Raw genomic sequence first — 20,760 nt, forward strand, 5'->3', positions numbered from 1 at the left:
TCGCTTTCGGCCGATCGTCAGGTAAGCCGACCGAACTGTTCACGATGCCGACGGCCCGACGATACCGTTGCAGTCCCTCGATTATTCCCGTCTCCACCCGTCGATCTGCCGGCCGGAGAACAGGTGCTGGGGTTTATGCCCCCGCTGTGAGCACGTTTCGCACCACCATGGCAGCAGCTGACATTCAGGACGGGCGGCTCGTCGAACTCTACCACCGCTACGTCGGCGAACCGGACTCCAAACGCGACGTCTACGGCTACTGGCTGTTCCTCATGGGCACCGTCGCGGGGATCCTCGGCTTCGTGATCTACGAGGTCGGCGTCGTGATGGGCGGCCAGAACTGGGCGCTCCGCAGGGTCGCGATCACGCTCGCGGCCGGCGGCGGCGTCTTCGGGCTCCTCGGGATCGTCACACTCCTGCCGGTCCGCAGACGGGCCATGCAGGCGAGTCTCGTCGGCTCCGCGATCGCGCTCCTCTCCTTGCCGGTCTTCTGGCAGGTCTACCCAGGCAGCTGGAACGTCAGCACCGGCACCGACTACGCGCCGCTGATCATCGCGATCTACAGCCTCGGCGTGGGCGTCGTCGCCGGCGTCGCGGTGCTCGTTCCGGTCGTGACGGGCGAGAAGGGACTGCTCGTCGAGCCCGAACTCGGGATCGACTCGGACGCCTCGCCGGTCCTCCTCGGGGAGGAGAAGGAGGACGCCTTCTTCGCGGTCTATGAACACCCGACGAACGACTGGGGCTGGCGGATCGTCCAGCGGGACGCCGTCGGCGAGTCCGCCGACCTCGCGCCGTCCGACACCGACGCTCGGCTCGCGATCGACGACGTGCGCGAGACGATCGGCGACGCCGGCATGCTCGAGATCACGACCGCGGCCTTCCGGCTCTACAAGACCGACGAGGGCGGCTGGCGCTGGTCGCTCGTCCGCGACGACGGGAGCGTCCTCGCCCGGAGCGACAAGCCAGCCGCCACGCGGGACGAGGCCGAGTCGACGGTCACGTTCCTCAAGGAGGCGATCCCGGGCGCGAGCGTCATCGAGATCCGCTCGGCGGCGTTCGACGTCTCGGAGGACGAACGCGGCGACTGGCACTGGCGGCTGCTCGACGACCAGCGCCAGCCCCTCGCCACCGACCCCGGCGGCTACGACGACGAGGCGGCGGCCGAGCGCGCCACCGATCAGTTCGTGGCGGGCGTCGACGGCACGCGGATCCTCTCCTTCCCGCACGTCGGGATCGAACTCCTGCCCGGCGACGCCGGCTGGCACTGGCGGATCGTCGACCGCGAGGATCGCGCGCTCGTGACGAGCGAGGCGGCCTACGAGACGCGCCGCAGCGCCGAACAGGCCGCCAACGACGCCGCCGAGCGCGTCGGCGACGCCACGATCGTCGAGCGTGGCGTGCCCGGCTTCGAGTGCTACGGCGTCGGCGAGGGCTACCGCTGGCGGCTCCGCGACGACGCCGACGACTTGATCGCGCGGAGTCCGGCCACCGTCGAGCGGGCGGAGACGAATCGCCAGCACGCCGAGCGTGCCCGTGACGTCGTCGGGGGCGCCGAGACCGTCGAGGTCGCTGGCGCGGACTACGAAGTGTATCCCGTAGACGATGCCGGCGCGTCTGGTGCTGGCGGCGCGGGCGACAGTGAGGCTGGGAGTCAGAACGGCGCGGGGCGAGCCTGGAACTGGCGACTCGTTTCGGCGGACCGCCGGCTGCTCGCCGACAGTACCGAGACGTTCGCGGACAGCGAGGCCGCGGAAGACGCCGCGACGCGCGTTCGCGAGCAGGCGCTCGCGGCGGACCTCATCGAGTTCGAGCAGGCAGCCTTCCAGCAGTACGAGTCCGGCGGCGAGTGGCGCTGGCGGCTCATCGACGAGGACGGCCAGGTGATGGCCGACAGCGGCGAGGAGTACGGCTCCCGCGAGGAGGTCATGGACGGTATGACGACGCTCAAGGAGAACGCGCCCGACGCCGACGTCCTCGAGATCGATACTGCGGCCTTCGAGATCTACAAGACCGACGCCGGGGAGTACGCCTGGCGGCTCATCGACGAGGCTGGCAAGCTCGTCGCGGAGGGCGCCGACACGCATCCCTCCCGCGCGTCCGCTCGCGACGCCGTCGAGTTCCTGACCGAGCACCTCGACGACGCCCGGGTCCGCGGGATGGAGACCGCGATCTTCCAGCTCTCGACGGATGCCGAGGCCGACGTCTGGGACTGGTGGCTCGTGGACACCGACGGCACGATCCTCGCGGAGGGGACCGAGCGCTACCCGACCCGCGACGACGCCGTCGCGGCGATCGCCGACGTGTCCGAGGCCGGTTACGGTGCCGACGTCGACGAGGTCGGTGCGCTCACCGTCCAGCTCCGCAACGGCAGTGGCTGGCACTGGCGGCTCATCGACCGTGACCGCGAGCCCGTCGCGACGGGCGACCGGACCTACGAGGACCGCGGCGCGGCACTCACCGACGCCCACGCGGTCATCGACGGTGCCGACGAGGCGCCGGTCTTCGAGCTCGGCGACGGCGCGATCTGGATCGACAAGACCGACGACGGCTGGGGCTGGCGGCTTCTCGATGCCGACCGCGAGACGGTCGCGGTGTCCGCCGAGCGCTTCGAGAGCCGGCACGCCGCCGTCGAGGCCGTCGAGGACGTGCAGTCTCGCGCGCCTGACGCCGGGACGCTGGAGTTCGAGACGCTGGCATTCGAGCTCCATCAGGACGACGCGGAGGGCTGGGCGTGGCGCCTGCTCGACGAGCGCGAGCGCGTTCGCGCCGTCAGCGCCGCGAACTACGAGGTCCGGGACGACGTCCAGACCGCCATCGGCGATACCAAGGACGTCGTCGGCGAGTCCAGCATCCTCGAGATCGACGAGGCCGCCTTCGAGTTCCACGAGCGCGGCGGCGGCTGGATCTGGCGGCTCGTCGACGAGAACGGCCACTCGCTCGCCGAGTCCGTCGAACCCCATCCCTCGCGCCAGGAAGCGCGCGAGGAGATGCTGACCGTCAAGGAGCACGGCCCCAACGGCGAGACCGTCGTGACCTGGTAGCCGCCGGCAACCCCAGCGCAGCCCGCTGACTTTCCGCCGATCGTTTCCGTCGCCGATTTTCCGCCGTTCGTAGCGACGCCGACCATCCGCCTCCTGGTGGACTGAAAGGGCGAGGCCGGGTCCGGGAAGCACGACGAAGGTGAGCCGAGCGGAGCGAGGCGAACGTCGAAAAGCGAGCGTAGCGAGCTTTTCAGAATAAGCACTGGACCGAGCGAACGGAGTGAGCGAGGGAAGTGCGCAGCGAGTCGCGCGACCGGAGCCGGCCGAGGGCTTTCAGGGTAGCTGCGGTCGCGGTGATCGATGATGACCGGATCCCACCGGCCGGAGGACCGGATATCTTTTGCAGGCCGATCCCCCACGCTGGACCGTGAGCGACGACGACCACGCGAGCGAGGCCAGGCCCGGCGGCGACGGGGATGGCCCCGCCACGGACGGGAGCGGCGGCTCCGGCGCCGACGGCAGCAGCGGTACTGACGCCGAGCGGGCCGACGCCAACTCGGCGAGCCAGTCGGCCGTCGCGGAGGCGGTCGCGGACGTGCCGCTCGGGGACGACGGCACCGAGAACGCTGCCGACCACGGTGACTCCGGTGAGCCCGAGCACACCCCCGACGACCACCCACGATCCGAGGACCTCGAGACCCGCCACCGGATCGAGGCCGGCGTCGAGAAGGGGATCACCCACATCCAGGGGATGCACGCGGAGGGCCGCGGCACGGCCTTCGACTACCTGCTCGGCGAGGAGACGATCCCGAGCGCCGAGGAGGCCGCCCGCGCTGCTGCCGCCCAGCTCCTGCTCGCCGAGCACGCCGTGCTCTCCGTCAACGGCAACGTCGCGGCGCTGGTGCCCGACGAGTACGTCGAACTCGCCGACGTGGTGGACGCCGATCTCGAGGTGAACCTGTTCAACCGAACGGAGGAGCGCATGGAGGCCATCGTCGAGCACCTGCGCGAGCACGGCGCCGAGGAGGTGAAGGGCCTCGAGGGCGACGGCGAGGTGCCCGCGATCGGCCACTACCGTGGGATCGTCGACGCCGACGGCATCGAGGGCGCCGACGTGGTGCTCGTGCCGCTCGAGGACGGCGACCGCGCCGAGGCGCTCGGCGAGATGGGCAAGACCGAGATCGTGATTGACCTGAACCCGCTCTCCCGGTCGCCCCAGACCGCCACGATCCCGATCGTGGACAACGTCGTCCGGGCGATCCCCACGATCACCGAGCACGCCCGCGAACTGCTCGACGCCGAGACCAGCGACGAGGAGCTCGAGACGATCGTCGCCGAGTTCGACGCCCAGGACCACCTCCGGGACGCAGAGGAGCGGATTCGGACGGCAGCGTGGGAGTAGAGGCGACCTTCACCGACGTCGGTGGAGCGGCGCTCAGTCAGTTTCTGCAGCCTGGGCCGTCGTTTCGGTGTCACCGACCAGCATCGCGACGAGCAAGACGGCGATCACCGGATAGATGACGAACCAGAGGACGGCCTGCCAGAATCCGAGCAGGAAGCGGGCGACGATGCCAGCGCTTGCAACGGTGCCCCGATCGGTGACGATTCCGTAGAGTGCGAGCACGCCCGCGCCACTGAGGATCGCGAAGAAGACCAGCCGTGACGTGGTGTACCCCGGCCTTCGGAGATACCAACCCAGCGCACCGAGGAAGCAGCAGACCGCGACCGTCGCGGCGAGCACCGCAACTTCCCGAGCGCTGCAAGAACGCACCTCGGAATATTGGCGGTATTCCGTCATATGCGCCAGGGTCGTCGAAACCGAGCTACCCCACGAGAACGACCTCGCCGTCCTGAACCTGGCCGGTGGCTTCGGTCCGGATCCACTCCTCGCCCTCCGCCTCCTCGACTCGGTCGTCCGTCAGCGACGGTCGCCCGAAGTAGCCGTCCATGACCGTGTCGCCCGTCACCGCGAGCCGGCCGCGCTCGCCGCCGTCGGCCACGCGGACTCGGGCGCCGTCGAGCGGCGTCCCGAGGTGCCCCCGCTGGACGTCGGCGGGGCTCCGAACGTGCGTGATGCCCGTCTCCTCGGTTGCGACGAGGCGGGTCGAGCCGTCGGAGGGCGCCGACGCCGCATCGGTCAGTGGGTCGACGACCGCGACCCCGTCGTGGCCCGGTTCCAGCCCCTCCTCGCGGAGTGCCGCGTACTGCTCTGGCGTCAGGAACGTTCGGTCGATCTCGCCCTCGTAGAGCGCGCCGGTGACCGCTCGCGGGTCCCACTCGGTGACCGCACGATAACAGCCGCCGTCGAAGATCGTCGCCGTCGCACCGAAGACGAGGCCGCTGGGCCGCGTCAGCGGGAGGCAGCCGAGGTGGGTCTCGATCGATCCCTCCACAACCGCGTCGGTGCCGGCGTTCGCCGCGGCCTGGAGGGCACCGTGTGAGCGGACGACGCCGACGGGATCGTCGGGCTGGTCGAGGTAGGAGACGATCGCCGGATCCTCGTCGTTGCGACCGATGACGTCGAGACCGGTCCGTGAGCCCCCGGCGTTGATCCCCGTCCCGCCGAGGAACGCCTCGAAGTCGACGCCGAGGAGCTGCTCGTTGTCGACCGTGACGGCGAAGCGGATCTCCGGGATCCCGACCACGATCGAGAGGAATCGCCGATCGTCGACGACGAGCGCCTGTGCGCCAGTGTCTTCGGCGACCCGTTCGATCGCGTCGCCGTCGTAGGACGGCGGGATCACGACCGGAACGCTCCCGTTCCGGAGCGTGCCGTAGACGGCAACGAGGAACTCGACCGGACTGCCGAGGCAGATCCCGACGGCGTCGCCGACGGTCACGTCCCGATCTCGCAGTCCCCCAGCGAACTGGTCCGTCTTCGACCAGAGCTCCGAGAAGCTGACCTCGCGATCGGCGTCGATCGCGACCGCGTCCGTCTGATCGAGTGCAGTCCGCTGCAGCGATTGGACGACGTTCGTCATGGTCTCCTTCTTCACGTACGACGTAAAAGTCTGATTACAGGGGCCTACATACACACTAATTACGAACTAACTGTTCGACTGTCTATTACTATCGTCCGTTTGTGGGTATATGAATTCTCCACGTACGGGGCCGCCGGACGCAGGGGAACGCAACACATAACCACCACCCCGTAGTAACACCAGGTGGTATGAGCGAATCCGATTCATTCGAGAAGTTCAGCGACGTCGGCGAGGCGGAAGTCACGCGAGCGATCGGCCAGGAGTGGACCGAGGAGTTCATGGACTTCTCGGACTCCGACGTGATCATCATCGGCGGCGGGCCCTCCGGCCTCATGGCCGCGAAGGAGCTCTCCGAGCGCGGCGTCCAGGTCATGGTCGTCGAGAAGAACAACTATCTCGGCGGCGGGTTCTGGCTCGGTGGCTTCCTCATGAACAAGGTCACCGTCCGGGACCCGGCCCAGCACGTCCTCGACGACCTCGACGTCGACTTCAAGCAGTCCCAGGACTCCGACGGCCTCTACGTCGCCAACGGCCCCGAAGCCTGTTCCGGGCTCATCAAGGCCGCCTGTGACGCCGGCGCGAAGATGCAGAACATGACGGAGTTCACCGACATCGTGATCCGCGAGGACCACCGCGTCGGCGGCATCGTCATGAACTGGACGCCCGTCCACGCGCTGCCCCGCGAGATCACCTGCGTCGACCCGATCGCCGTCGAGGCCGACCTCGTCATCGACGCCACCGGCCACGACGCGATGGCCGTCAAGAAGCTCGACGAGCGCGGCGTCCTGAACGCCCCCGGCCTCGAGGAGGAGGCCTCCGGCATGGACCAGACCGGCGACGACACCTACGGCGCCCCCGGCCACGACTCGCCCGGTCACGACTCGATGTGGGTCGGCAAGAGCGAGGACGCCGTCGTCGAGCACACCGGCCTCGCCCACGACGGCCTCATCGTCACCGGCATGGCGACCGCGACGACCTACGGTCTCCCGCGCATGGGCCCGACCTTCGGTGCCATGCTCATCTCCGGCAAGCGCGCAGCACAGTCCGCTCTCGACGAGCTCGACGTCGACGCGCCCGACGTCGACGTGACGAGCCGAGCGAGTCCCGCGGACGACTAGCCACCTTTTTTCTCGTCGGGTTTCCTCGGTCGCGCTTCGCGCGACCTGCGGGAACCCTCCTCGAAAAAATCTGGACCAAAAAAGGCCGCCAACTCGGGGCTTCGCCCCTCGTTGACGGTGAACCGCTCGCGCCTACGGCGCTCGCGGATGCTTTTCGCTTACCGCACAGCAACCGCACCGCATGCCGCAATTCGATCGTCGCTTCGAGCGATCGCCCCGCCAACACGTCGTTTGCCGCGAGCCCGCCGTTTGATTGACCGGGCCCGCTGAGCGGCCGTATGGCGAAACTCCACACCACGCAGGGGCCCCTCGATCGGGACGATCTCGATTTGATTCTTCCCCACGAGCACGTCTTCACCGACCTCGGCCCGATGGAGGAGCGAGCGTACGAGACGGCTGACCTCGAGGAGGTCGTCGAGGTGATCGGCCCGGAGATCGAGCGGGCGAAAGCGGCCGGCGCCACGGCGATGGTCGAGCCCACGCCGACGGGCGTCGGCCGACGCGTCGACGCCGTCGAGGCCGTCTCCGAGGCGACCGACTTCCCGATCGCCGTCGCAACGGGCGTCTACCAGGAGCCCCGGATTCCTGACTGGGCGCGGGCGGCCAGCGAGGAAGAACTGACCGACTGGATGATCGAGGAGCTGACCGAGGGCGTCGAGGAGGCCGAGACGACGGCGTCGTTCATCAAGGTCAGCACGGACGACGACGATCCAGACGCCCTGAGCGAGGACGAGGAGAAGATCCTCCGCGCTGCTGCACGAGCTGGGGCGGAGACCGGCGCCGCGATCGGGAGCCACACGCTCTACGCCGACCTCGTCGAGACACAGCTCGACGTGATCGAAGAGGTGGGCTACGCAGCCGACCGGTTCGTCTGGATCCACGCGCAGGCGGAGGCGGACCTCGATCGCCACGTCGAACTCGCCGAGCGCGGTGCCTGGATCGAGTACGACTGGATCGGCGGCGACGACCAGCCCGACGCCGAGTACGTCGAGCGCATCCGGCGGCTCCTGGAGGCTGGACTCGGCGACCAGATTCTGCTGAGCCAGGATCGGGGCTGGTACGACCCGAGCCAGCCCCGTGGCGGCGAGGTGAAGCCCTACACCTACCTGATCGACGAGTTCCTGCCCGAACTCCGTGCCGCAGGGACGGGGGAGGACGTCGTCGAACAGCTCACGGTGACGAATCCCTTCGACGCGTTCGCTCGGTGAGTCTCGGCGCGAGCACTTGGGCGAACAGCGTCTCGTCGCTCCCGAACGCCCGAACCAAGACGACAACAGCTAACTACCCCTCTGTCAATGCCCCTCCATGGGATTCTTCAGTCGGCTCAAGACCGGATGGAACCTCGCGAAAGACAGTATGCACGTGCTCCGCCAGGAGCCCTCGCTCGCGGTGTTCCCACTTCTGAGCGGGATCTTCGGCCTCGTCTTCATGGCTGCGCTGTTCGGCGGAAGTTACGTCACGATGGGCCTCGAGCAGGGCCCGATCACGTACGCCCTGCTCTTCGTGCTCTACTTCGGTTCGACGTTCATTGCCGCCTTCTTCAACGCCGCACTCGTCTACAACGCTCGCGAGGTGTTCCACGGGCACGATCCGACGCTCGAGGAGGGACTTCGCGCCGCGTGGAGCCATCGGCGGCCGCTCGCGATCTGGGCGCTGGCGGCTGCGACGGTCGGGGTCATCCTCCGGATGATCGAGGGCAACGACAATCCGCTCGCGCAGATCGCTGCCATGCTGTTCAGCGTCGCGTGGGGGATCCTGACCTACTTCATCGTTCCTGTGATCGTCTTCGAGGACGTCGGTCCGGCGGAGATGTTCAAACGCAGCGGTGAGACGTTCAAATCCACCTGGGGCGAGACCGCCGGCGCCGGGTTCGGCGTCGGGATCGTCACCGCCGTGTTCGCGATCGTCGGCCTCGCGCTCGCGCTGGGGATCGTCCTCGTTCTCGGTGCTGGAACGATCGGCATCGTCGGCGGCATCGTCGTCGGGGCGGCCGTCCTGCTGGCAGCGTACCTCTTCGGCAGCGCGCTCGGCTACGTCGCCCGGACGGCGCTGTACGTCTACGCGACGGAGGGCGAACAGCCCGAGGCGTTCAACAACGTCGACTTCAGCCGGACCCACTGAGTAGCTCCGTTTCTGGCATACTCTTCGTAGGCAGGTCTGGGTCGGTGTGCGAGCGTTCCTCCCAACTACCCGCTCTCGAAGCTCTTAATTGACGCTCCCACGAACCCTCGTCCATGAAGCGGCTCATCGTCAACGGGGACGCCGGGTTCCGGAAGGACGCGGAGATTACTGTCGACGGGGAGGAACTCGTGGCATTCCAGGTCACGCGCAACGGCGACTGGCACGGCCCCGAGCGCGTCCAGCTGTGGTGTGTCGTCGGCACCGAGGACGAGCGCGAGACGTACGTCGAGCGGGACTTCGTCCCCCACTGGCTCGACGTCGAGCGCGTCGAGGACAGCGAGGTCGAGGTTCGCAAGAAGGGCGGCGATCTGATCGTCTGAACCATCACACCTGGGTACGGGCTGGCTGTCGTCGTAGCGACGCACACCGATCGCGCCGTTTTATCTGCCTCCCGTTCATTCGTTCGACCGTCGATGGCCCCGAGCGAGAACAGAACGCCGTTCCGGCCCCACCACGAGTGATCGAGCAGTGGTGACGGTATCGATCGGGAGCGCACTCGCGTCAGTCGCACTGCCGCTGGCGGGGAGCGGCGATTCGAACACGCTCCTCATCGTCGCGATCATCCTCGCCCTCGGCGTGACCGCGCAGATACTTGGCGACGCGTTTCGGGTGCCGAGCGTCGTCTTCCTGATCGTCGCCGGAATCCTGGTGGGTCCCGAGATGCTCGGGCTCGTCACGTACCAGGACCTCGAGCCGGCGCTCCGGACGATCGTCGGCGTCAGCGTCGCCATCATCGTCTTCGAGGGCGCCTTCCACCTCAAGTTCGAGAAGGTTCGGGAGGCCCCGACGGCAGCGCTCCTGATGGTGACCCTCGGCGCTGCGATCTCATTCGTCGGCACGACGCTCGCCGTCCAGTTGCTCCTGGATCCTGGCTGGGGGATCTCGGCGACGATCGGTGCCCTGCTCGTCGCGACCGGCCCAACCGTCATCACGCCGATTCTAGCGGTCGTTCCGGTTCGCGACCGCGTCGGTGCGGTCCTCGAGACCGAAGGGATCGTCAACGACGTGACGGCGGCGATCCTCGCGGTCGTGATCTTCAAACTCATCGCGAGCAGGCAAGCGCGTCCGGAGGACTACCTCTTCGAGTTCGCCCGGCGCCTCGGTATCGGCGTCGCGGTCGGAATCGGAACCGCGATCCTGCTCTGGTACCTCCTCGAGCACGTCGATCTGGGCTCCGGCTGGACGCCACAGAGCGCACGGCTCCTGACCCTCGCGAGCGCGGTGCTGGCATTCGCCGTCGCCGACCAGATCGCGACGGAGGCTGGCGTTGCGTCGGTCGCGACCGCTGGCGTCATCCTCGGCAATGCGGACCTCCCCTTCGAGGAGGAGATCGAGGAGTTCAAAGGCGACGTCACGCTCATCGTGCTCTCCTTCGTCTTCGTCGCGCTCGCGGCGCTGATCGAGTTCGACGTCCTGTTCAACCTCGGGATCGCGAAGCTGGCGGTGGTCTTCGTGGTCGCGCTCGTCCTGCGGCCGCTCCTCGTCTTCGTCTCGACGCGTGGCGACCGGTTCACCACGAACGAGAAGCTGTTCATCAGCCTGGTCGGCCCACGCGGGATCATCCCCGCCAGCGTCGCGACGCTGTTCGCCATCCAGCTGCGGAATACGGCCGTCGCACCGACGGATCCCTACGCTGCCGACGTCCTCGCCGGCACCGTCTTCCTCGCCATTCTCCTCACTGTCGTCTTCCAGGGCGGCTTCGCCCGGCGCATCGCGGCAAAACTCGACGTGATTCCAATGCGAGTACTCATCATCGGGGGTGGTCGAGTGGGCGTCGCGCTCGCTGACCGCCTCGAAGAACGCGGAGAGAACGTCGTCATTCTCGATTCCGACGACGAAACGACCGACGAACTACGGGCGGACGGACACGCGGTCCGTACCGGCGACGCGACGGACGTCGAGTTCCTCGAGTCGTCGGGGGCGGCCAACGCGAAGATCGTGGTCGCGGCCACCGGCGACGACGACACGAACCTGCTCGTCGCCCAGCTCGCACGCTCCCGTTTCGGCGTCGACCGGGTGATCGCTCGCGTCAACCAGCCCGAGAACCTCGAGGCCTTCGAGGAGCTGGACGTCCAGACGGTCTCGTCGTCGATGGCCTCGGCGTGGGCGATCGACAACCTGATCGAGCGGCCGGCGCTCGCCGACTGGATGAACGAGCTGGGACAGGGCGGCGACGTCCAGGAGATCGAGGTGACCGACGAGGCGCTCGAGGGGCGAACGGTCGGCGAAGTCGGGGAGGAACTCCCCGAGGGCTGCATCGTCGCGCTCGTCAGCCGGGACGGGGAGAACACGATCCCGGACGCCGACTTCGAACTCGAGTGTGGAGACCACCTCACCGTGCTCGGGCGGACTGCGTCCGTTCACGAGGCCCTCGAGATGCTCCACCCACACGACTGAGCCATCGCGAACGGGTCCGGGCGCTAGCAGCCGTCCTACCTCTCCTACAGGTCGAGCAGCCCCTCCAGGAGGTACTGCGCCGACGCCTCGTTGGTCGCCAGCGGCACGTCGTGCACGTCGCAGATCCGAAGGAGGGCGGAGATGTCCGGCTCGTGTGGCTGGGCGGTCAGCGGATCCCGGAAGAAGCAGATTGCGTCGACGCTCTCGTCGGCGACCTCGGCGCCGATCTGGAGGTCGCCACCGAGCGGTCCCGATTGCTTGCGTTCGACGTCGAGGCCGGTCTCCTCCTGGACCCGCTTCCCCGTCGTTCCGGTACAGACCAGCGAGCAGTCCTCGAGGGCGTCGCTGTGTCGCTGGACGAACGCGATGAGGGCGGGTTTCTCCTCGTCGTGCGCGATGAAGGCGATCCGGTACATGCTCGACTCATCGGAGCCCCCGGGCAAAGGCCTTCGCGTCGGATTCGCTGGCGATCGCGAGCAGCGGCTCGGCAGCGGTCGTCGCGTCACCCCCGGCGGGGTCGACGTCTACAGCTCAGCGCCCTCGTTCGCGGGCCGAACGATCTCGACGGTCCCGGTACAGCCTGCCGCCGCGAGCGCGTCGGCGGCTGCATCGGCCGCCGCGTCGGCCTGTCGCTCGCTCGTGAGTCCGTAGACCGTCGGTCCCCAGGAGGACTGTCCGGCGGCGTCGATCGCGTCGGCCGTCGTCAGCGACTCGACGATCGCGCCCGCCGGCGGCCGGAAGACGCCGCCCTGGGCGTCGGCGTACCAGCTCCCGTTCAGTCGCTCGATCTCGGCGACCGCCGATCCGAAGGCAGCCCGATCTCCCGACGCTGCCGCGGGCAGGAGCTGGCGGACGACCGTGGCCGAGACCTCGTCGGCGACGGCGGGATTCGCGGTCTCGACGACCGCACGCATCGCGGCGTCCTCGTCGTCGCCGTGGCGGCCACGCTCGGAGTCGGTATCCCGCTGCTCGGTCGCGGTCCGCTGTCGCTCGCCCCCGGCTGCCCGCTCGTCGCTCTCGACGTCCGGCATCGCGAGCACGAACCGCCAGTCGTCGGGGAGCTCGTGGCGGGCGACGACCGGCGGCACCGTCCACTCGCCGCGAGCGGGTCGCTCGGTCGTGAACCGGGCCGTCGGGTGGCCGCCGTCCACGACGAACCCGCCGCGCTGGAATGCGGCGACCCCGATCCCGCTTCGACCGCCCCGCCCGAGCGCCGGCGCAGCGGCCACGACGTCCACCGGTTCGTCGTACGCCCGCGCGATCGCCGCGTAGACGGTCAGCGCGAGCTGCGTCCCGCTGCCAAGCCCGACGTGGCGCGGAAGCCGATCCTCGACCGTCACCGCGGCGCCGGGGACCGCGAGGTGGTCTGCCGCCAGCGAGGCGTACTCCGCCGCGAGCGCGTCGTGCTCGCCTGCGTCCGCGGCCTCGGCGTGGATCCCGTCGGCTGGCTCGGCCGTGACCGTCACCCGGGGCTCCCCGAGCGCCACGCCGATCCCACCGTAGAGGCGCTCGTGCGCGAGCGAGAGATTGCAGAAGCCGACGTGGAGCCGCGCGCCGGCGCTGACGGTCGCCATATTTGGGGTCGGTGCCTGTCCGGGATGGGCGTTTCGACGGTGGCAACGGGACGGACCGCTGGCCGGCGCGTGTCCCGGGCGGCTCCGCCGTCGGGGATCGGTACACACAGGTAGGTCGCGGTTCGATCCCCGGACGTGCCATCGCCGAGTGACACGTTCGAATCGGATCCACACCTTCACCCGCTCTGGGAGGACCACGGTCCGGTGACGATCGAGCCGGCCGACGACCTCTTCGAGCGGACGATCGTCTCGATCGTCCGCCAGCAGCTGTCGATGGACTCCGCCGCGGCGATCCGCGAGCGGCTGTTCGAGGCCGTCGAGATTACGCCCGCGGGCGTCCTCGCCGCCGAGGAGGAGACGCTCCGGGAGACGGGGCTATCCGGGAGCAAGGCCGAGTACGTCCAGAACGTCGCGAGGGCGTTCGACGCCAACGGCTACGACCACGAGTACTTCGCGGGGATGAGCGACGAGGCCGTCGTCGACGAACTCACCGAGATCGCCGGCGTCGGGCCGTGGTCGGCCGACATGGTGCTCATGTTCGGCCTCGGCCGCGAGGACGTCTTTCCCGTCGGGGATCTGGGCATCCGGCAGGGGATGCACGAACTGGTGGACCCGGAGCTTACCCGCGCCGAGATGGTCGAGCACGCCGAGACGTGGGCGCCACACCGGTCGTACGCGAGCCTGCTGCTCTGGCGAGCCGTGGATTGATTCGTTCGAACGAGCCGCCGAGTTGTACGGTTTCGACTATTCCGCTTCAGCCGCTCCGCTCCGATTCCTCGCTTCGGCTACTCCTCTTCGAGCTCCTGCTCGTCGGGCTCCTCGGCGTCGACGCGCTTGCGCACGTCCACCTGGTAGTGCTCGAGGATGTCCCGGCCCAGCAGGAGCGGGTAGTTCATGTGGCTCCGGTCCTCGACGCTCGCGGTCACGGTGTGCTGGGTGCCGCCGATCCCGACGACGAGGTCGACGACCGGGCGGGCCTTCCCCTGCTTGACGCTCCCGGACTTGACCCTGGTCATGCTCTTGATCGGGCCGGCGCCGATCTCGGCGGCGAGCCCGGTGTCGATGCTCGAGCGGGTCGCTCCCGTGTCTGACTTCGCGAGGGTCGTCGTCGAGCCGCTGGTGCCGGAGACCACGACCTCCTCGGTGTAGCCGATCGTCGGGACGGTGGCGCCGGTGCCGCGCGGATCGGGGCGGGGCGCACAGCTCGGTCGGGAGTCGTCGAGCGTGCCGGCGAGCTCCGCGACGCGCTCCGGGTCGACCTCGCCGCCGGCGCGTTCGATGCCGAGCTTCGCGATGTAGGGGGCGGGGCTGCGGCCCGTCGCCTGGTAGAGCCCCTTGAAGCCGGCGGTGGGGTTGACCTCGAGGACGAACCAGCCGTCCTCACCCTCGATCAGGTCGACGCCGGCGTAGTCCAGTTCCATGACTTCCGCGGCGTAGAGTGCGGTGTCGCGGGCCTCCTCGGGAAGGTCGTCGGTCGCGTCCTCGACGTCGCCGCCGAGCGCGACGTTCGTGCGCCACTCGCCTTCCGGCGCGTAGCGGTACATCGCACCGACGATCTCGTCGTCGACGACGTAGACCCGCGCGTCGCGGTGTTCGGCCTCGTCGCGCTCGATGAGGTCCTGCAGGAACGCCATGCGGTTGCCGACCCTCGGATTGACGGGCTCGTCGAGGTCGACCTTCCACGTCCCGCCGCCGTGGGTTCCGATCGCGGTCTTGTAGACGCCGACGTCGCCGAACCGGTCGCGCTCGCTGTTCATCCGGTCGTTCGAGAGCGCGAGCAGCGCGTCGGGTACCTTGACCTTCCAGTCGGCGAGCGTGGTGGCGGTCGCGAACTTGTGCAGCGCCGCGAGCACCGGCCCGGGCTCGTTGCACATCGGGCGGATCCGGTTCAGCGTCATCGCGAGCCCGAGCCCCTCCGCCGGCTCCTCGGTGTTCGAGAGCAGCAGGCGGTTGCAGATCGCGTCGACAGCCGGCTCGAGGGTCACCTCGCCCGCCTCGATCGAGACCGCGAGGTTCTCCGCGCGGAGCCAGACCGGCTCGTGGCCGAGCCCCTCGATCGCGTTGCAGATCGCCTTCGTCTCCTTGCTCGTGTGGAGGCTCAGGACGCCCACGCGGACGGCGTCGGTCGCCGCGGCCGCGGTCGCGTCGCCGGCACCCTCCTCGGCGCCCTCCGCGCCGTCGACCGCCGCCTCCGCGTCGGTCGCTTCACTGCTGTCACCCACTCCCTCACTACCGCCGTCTACGACGTCGCCGCTCATACTCCATCGATCGGCTGGCCGCCGGAAAACCGTGCCGATCGGACCGAGCGCAGCCGTCGGTTTCGGCTGCGGTGGTGCAGCCAGCCGCCGGATTCCCGGAGGCGAGCGCGATCGGTACGGCAGCTGCCGAACTGCCGGTGGAGTTATTATCGCCTCTCCGCTATGCTCCGTCAGTGAGTGTCACCGTCGAGACCAGGTCCGTCGCTCCGGGGAGCGATGACTACCTCGAGGCGGCCTGGGAGCTCAAGGAGCGCATCCGGCGCTCCGAAGGCGTTCTGAAACAGCGCCGGGGGTTCTTCGCGGACGCCTTCCGCCGCTCGCGGGTCCACGTCCTCCTGGCCGACGAGCAGCTCGTCGGCTTCGCCGCCGTCCGGCGCGACGGCTACGTGCTCTTCCTCGCGATCGCGACGGAGTACCGCGGCCAGGGGTTCGGCGAGCGACTCATCGCCCGCGTCGCCGAGGAGAACGACTCGATCACCTGCCACGCCCGCGCCTCGAACGACGACGCGCTGGGGTTCTACGAAAGCCTCGGTTTCGAAATCCAGCGACGCATCGACAACTACTACGAGGACGGTGGCGACGCCTACTACCTCAAACTCGGCGAGGACACCGGCCTGACGAGCCGCATCACCGACGCGCTCCGCTGACTGAACTATACTGCCGAGCGTGAACTACGGTTTCTAGCGGGTAGCTTGGGAACTCACTCGACGGCAACGAACCGCTCGGAAGCCCCCTCCCGCTCGCGTCCGCTCGCTCGCTGCGCTCCTCGGCTCGCTCACTTCGTTCGCTCTCCTGCGGTGCTTGACGTCGCGAGCGAACGCGAGCGGTCGGCCCCTTCCAGTCCCACCCGGTGTTGTTCGAGCAGGCCGTAGCTCCGGTGGATCGTTCAGCGGGCTACGGTCAGCGGCTCCGAAACGTCCGACACTCGAATCGACTTCCCACCGTCGTAGCTCTCCCAATTCGATCTCTGGGTGGGGCTGGAGGGGGCTTCCAGGCGGTTCGCAGTCTTCTTCTCGCCGTCGAATCCGTTCCAGTCTCACACGCATGGCAACAATCCAGTCCGCTTCGAACCCATCGACTACCACATACAACGTTCGGCAGCGTTTTAGGCCAGTCTCGCCAACGAGGCAAGCGAGATGGAGGAGCGCACCCGCGCCTATCTTCGCGGCCGGTTTCGCGACCACTACCGGCGGGCGGAGCTGACGATGCCGCCCCTCGCGGAGCGCCGCGAGTGGGGCTACATCCCGTGGTCGCGGGGCGGGACGACGATGGTGCGCCACCAGTCGCTGCTCGAACTCGGTGCGGTCGAGAGCTTCCTCGAGCGCGAGCGCCCGCGACACGTGTACTTCTCCGCGGGCGTCTACCACGACCCCGGCGCGGACGCGATGGAGGCGAAGGGCTGGCGGGGCTCGGACCTCGTCTTCGACCTCGACGCCGACCACCTGCCGGGCGTCGACCCCGAAACGACGAGCTACGCCGACATGCTCGCGGCGTGCAAGGGCGCGCTCATGAAGCTCCTCTCCTTCCTCGAGGAGGACTTCGGCTTTTCGGACCTGACGATCGCGTTTTCGGGGGGCCGCGGCTACCACGTTCACGTGCGCGACGAGGGCGTGCGGACGCTCGATCGCGAGGCTCGCCGCGAGATCGTCGACTACGTTCGCGGGGTGAACGTCGACGCCGACAGCGTCGTCGACACCGAGGCCGTCGTCGGCGAGGCCGGCCGGACCTCCCCTGCGGACAAGCGAACGCTCGATACGAGCGGCGGCTGGAGTGCGCGCGTTCACCGCCGCGTCGTCGAGCTCGTGGAGGAGCTCGAAGCCGCCGACGAGGCGACCGCGAAGGAGCGGCTGCAGTCCTTCGAGGGGATCGGTGAGGGCCGCTCGGCGGCCATCGCGAACGCCATCGACGAGAACGCCGACGCGATCAGGGCGGGCAACGTCGACGTCCACGGCTCCTTCAAGGGGCTCGTCGAGGCGCTGATCGAGGAGACCGTCGCCGCCGACAGCGCGCCGATCGACGAGCCGGTGACGACCGACACCCACCGGCTGATTCGCCTGCCCGGCAGCCTCCACGGCGGCAGCGGGCTCGCCGTCACGCGGATCGACCGCGAGGACCTCGACGACTTCGACCCGCTGGTCGACGCCGTCCCCGAGACGTTCGCCGGCAACGAGATCACCGTCGAGGTGACTGACCTCTCGGGCATGGTCCCCTTCGACGACGACCAGCAGGGGATCGTGGAGATCGGCGGCGACAGCTTTAGGGTGGGTCCCGGCACACAACTGCTTCCAGAGCCCGTCGCGATCTTCCTGCTGACCAGGGATCGCGCGGAGAAGGAGAAGGAATGATCCGGAGTACGCCGCGCCGGCACACTGGCGGCTCGCCGCTCCCGAGCGCTAGCTCTCCCTCGAGGTGCTCGCCGTGAATCTCGACGAGCTACGCGCGGTCCAGGACCGCGAGCGCGAGAAGGACAGTCTCCAGCACTTGCGCGATTCCTTCTACAGCGAGGTCGGCCAGTACATCGGCGACCTCCGCGCCGAGCGCGAGCGCCAGGCCGAGCGCGCGGAGGACCCCTTCGCCGACGCGGAGGTCCGCCGGCTCACCGACGAGATCGAGACCGCCGAGGAGGTCGCCGAGTCGATCTACGAGCGCCGCATGGGCAAGGTCGTCAAGACCGCGAGCCTCGCCGCTGCCGGCTACCGCGCGGAGACGGAGGGGCTGACCGCCGAGGAGTCCGACCTCTTCGACGACCTCGTCGACCGGATCGAGGACAACCAGGAGACCGTCCTCGACGTCCTCTCCGGCGAGGACGGTGCCGGACCGCCGGGCGACGCGGAGTCACCGCTGGACCGGGAGAGCGGCGGACCGCCCGTCGTCGACGACGGCCCGCCGGAACCGCCGAGTCCGCCCGACGCCGCGCCCACTGGCGACGCCGCGAGCGACGGGGACGAGGACGAAGCGGGCGACGGCGAGGACGATGCCGACCGCCCGCCGGCGGAGGCGGTCGCCGCGACCGCCCCCGACGATTCGGGCGAGTCGTCCGTCACCGCAGCCGGAGAGGACACCGCCTCCGACGACGGGTCGGCGGCCGGTGGGGAGGCGGCCGACGACCTCGCGACAGACGCCGCGGCGGCGATGGGGTCGCCCGATCGCGTGACGGTCCGGATCACCGCCGACGTGGGTGAGATCGTCGGCGTCGACGGCACCGCGTACGATCTCGAGGCAGACGACGTCGTGACGCTCCCCGAGGAGAACGCGATGCCGCTCGTCGAGAAGGACGCCGCGACGCGCGTTGAGTGATGGGCGGGGCAACGCGCACGGAGGAATGACGGACGGAACGACGCGCGAGGAGTGAATGACGGATGGGGACGCCGTGGAGTGATCGATGGGAGCGAAGCGACCGGCAGCGACCGGCTACTCCCCCGATCGACGCTGCCGTCGGGCTAATCGGAGCATAACAATGCCCGGTTCGGGACACCGCCCGGTAGATCACCAGATGTTCCCACCCCAGCAGCCACGAGCGGAGAGTCTCGAGTGGCCCGATTCGAGCGCCGGACAGCGACGATGAGCGAGGGACCGACCGCCGACGACGGGTCGGCAACGGCGACGACCGCCGGCTCGGCGGGCCCGGACGAGTCCACCAGCGCCACGCGCGCGTTCGTTCTCGGGCTCGACGGCGTCCCCTGGGATCTCCTCAGCGACTGGGCCGAGGCCGGCGAGCTCCCCAACGTCGCACGACTGCTCGAGGAGGGCGCCGCCGGGCCGATGGAGAGCACCACGCCCGCGACGACGCCGCTCGCGTGGCCCTCGATCGCGACCGGCGTCGGGCCCGACAAACACGGAATCTACGGCTGGCGTGACCTCTCGCAGTCCTACAGTCATCGGATGTACACAGGCAACGACGTCTCCGGGCCCTTCCTCTGGGACCTCCTCTCGCCGGCCGTCGTCGGGAACGTTCCGATGACCTACCCCGCCCGCGAGATCGAGGGGAGCATGGTCGCCGGGCTGATGACGCCGGACACCGACGACGAGGGCTTTACCGCGCCAGCGACGCTGGCCGACGAGATCGACGCCGTGATCCCCGGCTACCGGATCGGGCTCTACTGGGAGGACTACGACGGCGCGACGCCCGAGTTCCGGACCGACCTCCAGTCGCTCGTCGAATCCCGCCGCGCGCTGATGGAGCACCTGCTCGAACGGGAGCCCTGGCGCCTCTTCTTCTTCGTCTACACCGCGCCCGACCGACTCCAGCACCTCTGCTGGGACGAGTCCGTCCTCCTCGATCACTACCGCTACCTCGACGGCGTCGTCGGGCAGGCCATGGAGTACGCCGAGGAGCGGAACGCGACGCTGTACGTCGTCTCCGACCACGGCTTCGGCCCGGTCGAGACGATCGTTGCCCCGAACCGGGCACTGGCCGACGCCGGGCTCCTCCAGGGTCGGGACGGCTCCGGGACGCGGAGCACCTTCGAGGGGCTCGGCATCGACCGCGATCGCGTGCTCGGCGCGCTCGATCGCGTCGGCATCGACCAGCAGACCCTCCTCTCACACCTCCCGCGGTCGCTCGTCGACTCCGTCGCGAGTCAGATCCCCGGCGACGACGTGCTCTACGACGTCGATTTCGAGGCGACGCAGGCGTTCGTCCACGGCCCCGGGAACGTCTACGTCAACGACACCGAGCGCTTCGATTCCGGGATCGTCGCGCCGTCGGACGTGCCCGAGGTGACGGCGGCCGTCGCGGACGTCCTCGAATCCATCACCGACCCGGCGACCGGCGAGCCGGTGCTCGAGGTCGTCGACGGCGACGAACTGTTCCCCGCCGACCCCCAGTCGCCGGATCTCGCGATCGAAGGCCGGGACGGCTACGAGGTCGCGAATAGCTGGCGCGGGAAGGAGGTCCTGTCCGACGCCGGCACGATGGCGGCGGGCCATCGGATGGACGGCGTCCTCCTCGCGTGGGGCGATTCGATCGAGGCTGGCGCGTCGCCCGCCGAGGCCACCGTCTACGACCTCGCGCCGACGCTGTTGCACGACCTCGGCGAGCCGATCCCCGATCGCGTCGACGGCCGGGTGCTCACGGAGCTGTTCGCCGCCGGGAGCCCCCCGGCGCGGACGGCGGTGCAGACGGTGCCCTACGGGGAGGACGGTACCGCCGGAGCCGTCGGCGAGGGCGCAGACGCCTCCGAGGACATGGGCTCCGTCGAGGACCGCCTCCGCGGGCTCGGCTACATGGAGTAAGGACTGCTTACCGGTCCGCTGGGGATCGAACAGTG

17 protein-coding genes are annotated in these 20,760 nt (G+C 69.1%); 12 read left to right on the forward strand and 5 right to left on the reverse strand.

Going from position 1 to position 20,760, the window contains the following annotated elements:
- Positions 1-167: 167 nt before the first annotated feature.
- Together ACZ5KP_RS10110 and ACZ5KP_RS10115 are read left to right on the forward strand one after the other, a co-directional pair.
- Positions 168-3,041 carry a DUF1508 domain-containing protein gene (locus ACZ5KP_RS10110; protein ID WP_460921827.1) on the forward strand — a complete coding sequence of 958 codons (2,874 nt, stop codon included), beginning with the start codon at positions 168-170 and terminating at the stop codon, positions 3,039-3,041.
- Between the two features lie 535 nt (positions 3,042-3,576).
- Complete coding sequence (locus tag ACZ5KP_RS10115) at positions 3,577-4,383, forward strand: phosphopantothenate/pantothenate synthetase (RefSeq protein WP_460923419.1); 807 nt, start codon at positions 3,577-3,579, stop codon at positions 4,381-4,383.
- 33 nt (positions 4,384-4,416) lie between these two features.
- On the opposite strand, the gene ACZ5KP_RS10120 is transcribed toward ACZ5KP_RS10115, so the two are convergent.
- Both ACZ5KP_RS10120 and ACZ5KP_RS10125 read right to left on the reverse strand, forming a co-directional pair.
- A complete protein-coding gene (locus ACZ5KP_RS10120; protein WP_464761832.1) occupies positions 4,417-4,752 on the reverse strand; it encodes a hypothetical protein in 336 nt (111 codons plus the stop codon).
- A gap of 52 nt (positions 4,753-4,804) precedes the next feature.
- Entirely contained in the window at positions 4,805-5,962 is a 1,158-nt protein-coding gene (locus tag ACZ5KP_RS10125) for an AMP-binding protein (RefSeq protein ID WP_460921822.1), read from the reverse strand.
- A gap of 188 nt (positions 5,963-6,150) precedes the next feature.
- On the opposite strand from ACZ5KP_RS10125, the gene ACZ5KP_RS10130 reads away from it, so the two are divergent.
- The 5 genes from ACZ5KP_RS10130 (at position 6,151) to ACZ5KP_RS10150 (ending at position 11,658) form a co-directional block, all read left to right on the forward strand.
- Positions 6,151-7,080, forward strand: coding sequence for a sulfide-dependent adenosine diphosphate thiazole synthase (locus tag ACZ5KP_RS10130; protein ID WP_460921820.1), 930 nt, complete (start codon positions 6,151-6,153; stop codon positions 7,078-7,080).
- Between the two features lie 278 nt (positions 7,081-7,358).
- Positions 7,359-8,288 (forward strand): phosphotriesterase family protein, encoded by a 930-nt coding sequence (locus ACZ5KP_RS10135; protein WP_460921818.1) that lies wholly within the window; start codon positions 7,359-7,361, stop codon positions 8,286-8,288.
- A 97-nt stretch (positions 8,289-8,385) separates the two neighbouring features.
- Entirely contained in the window at positions 8,386-9,201 is an 816-nt protein-coding gene (locus ACZ5KP_RS10140; RefSeq protein WP_460921816.1) for a DUF6159 family protein, read from the forward strand.
- Positions 9,202-9,314: 113 nt separating this feature from the next.
- Complete coding sequence (locus ACZ5KP_RS10145) at positions 9,315-9,581, forward strand: HAH_0734 family protein (RefSeq protein ID WP_460921814.1); 267 nt, start codon at positions 9,315-9,317, stop codon at positions 9,579-9,581.
- A 196-nt stretch (positions 9,582-9,777) separates the two neighbouring features.
- Positions 9,778-11,658 (forward strand): cation:proton antiporter, encoded by a 1,881-nt coding sequence (locus ACZ5KP_RS10150; RefSeq protein WP_460923417.1) that lies wholly within the window; start codon positions 9,778-9,780, stop codon positions 11,656-11,658.
- A 44-nt stretch (positions 11,659-11,702) separates the two neighbouring features.
- Here ACZ5KP_RS10150 and ACZ5KP_RS10155 read toward each other — a convergent pair whose 3' ends face one another.
- Together ACZ5KP_RS10155 and ACZ5KP_RS10160 are read right to left on the reverse strand one after the other, a co-directional pair.
- Complete coding sequence (locus tag ACZ5KP_RS10155) at positions 11,703-12,074, reverse strand: methylglyoxal synthase (protein ID WP_460921812.1); 372 nt, start codon at positions 12,072-12,074, stop codon at positions 11,703-11,705.
- 108 nt (positions 12,075-12,182) lie between these two features.
- On the reverse strand, positions 12,183-13,232 hold the full coding sequence (locus tag ACZ5KP_RS10160) for a beta-ribofuranosylaminobenzene 5'-phosphate synthase family protein (protein WP_460921810.1): 1,050 nt from the start codon (positions 13,230-13,232) through the stop codon (positions 12,183-12,185).
- 135 nt (positions 13,233-13,367) lie between these two features.
- Between ACZ5KP_RS10160 and ACZ5KP_RS10165 the strand changes: the two genes are divergently transcribed.
- Positions 13,368-13,940, forward strand: coding sequence for a DNA-3-methyladenine glycosylase family protein (locus ACZ5KP_RS10165; protein WP_460921808.1), 573 nt, complete (start codon positions 13,368-13,370; stop codon positions 13,938-13,940).
- A gap of 77 nt (positions 13,941-14,017) precedes the next feature.
- Here ACZ5KP_RS10165 and ACZ5KP_RS10170 read toward each other — a convergent pair whose 3' ends face one another.
- Entirely contained in the window at positions 14,018-15,490 is a 1,473-nt protein-coding gene (locus ACZ5KP_RS10170) for a putative ATP-dependent zinc protease (RefSeq protein WP_460921806.1), read from the reverse strand.
- A gap of 173 nt (positions 15,491-15,663) precedes the next feature.
- Between ACZ5KP_RS10170 and ACZ5KP_RS10175 the strand changes: the two genes are divergently transcribed.
- The 4 genes from ACZ5KP_RS10175 to ACZ5KP_RS10190 all read left to right on the forward strand — a co-directional run bounded on the left by ACZ5KP_RS10175 (position 15,664) and on the right by ACZ5KP_RS10190 (position 20,725).
- Positions 15,664-16,137, forward strand: a complete 474-nt coding sequence (locus tag ACZ5KP_RS10175; protein WP_460921804.1) for a GNAT family N-acetyltransferase — start codon at positions 15,664-15,666, stop codon at positions 16,135-16,137.
- A 489-nt stretch (positions 16,138-16,626) separates the two neighbouring features.
- Entirely contained in the window at positions 16,627-17,835 is a 1,209-nt protein-coding gene (gene priS, locus ACZ5KP_RS10180) for a DNA primase small subunit PriS (RefSeq protein ID WP_460921802.1), read from the forward strand.
- Positions 17,836-17,908: 73 nt separating this feature from the next.
- A complete protein-coding gene (locus tag ACZ5KP_RS10185) occupies positions 17,909-18,787 on the forward strand; it encodes a DNA replication complex subunit Gins51 (protein ID WP_460921800.1) in 879 nt (292 codons plus the stop codon).
- Between the two features lie 264 nt (positions 18,788-19,051).
- Complete coding sequence (locus ACZ5KP_RS10190; RefSeq protein ID WP_460921798.1) at positions 19,052-20,725, forward strand: alkaline phosphatase family protein; 1,674 nt, start codon at positions 19,052-19,054, stop codon at positions 20,723-20,725.
- Positions 20,726-20,760: the final 35 nt, after the last annotated feature.

It is taken from the genome of Salinarchaeum chitinilyticum (assembly GCF_055390775.1).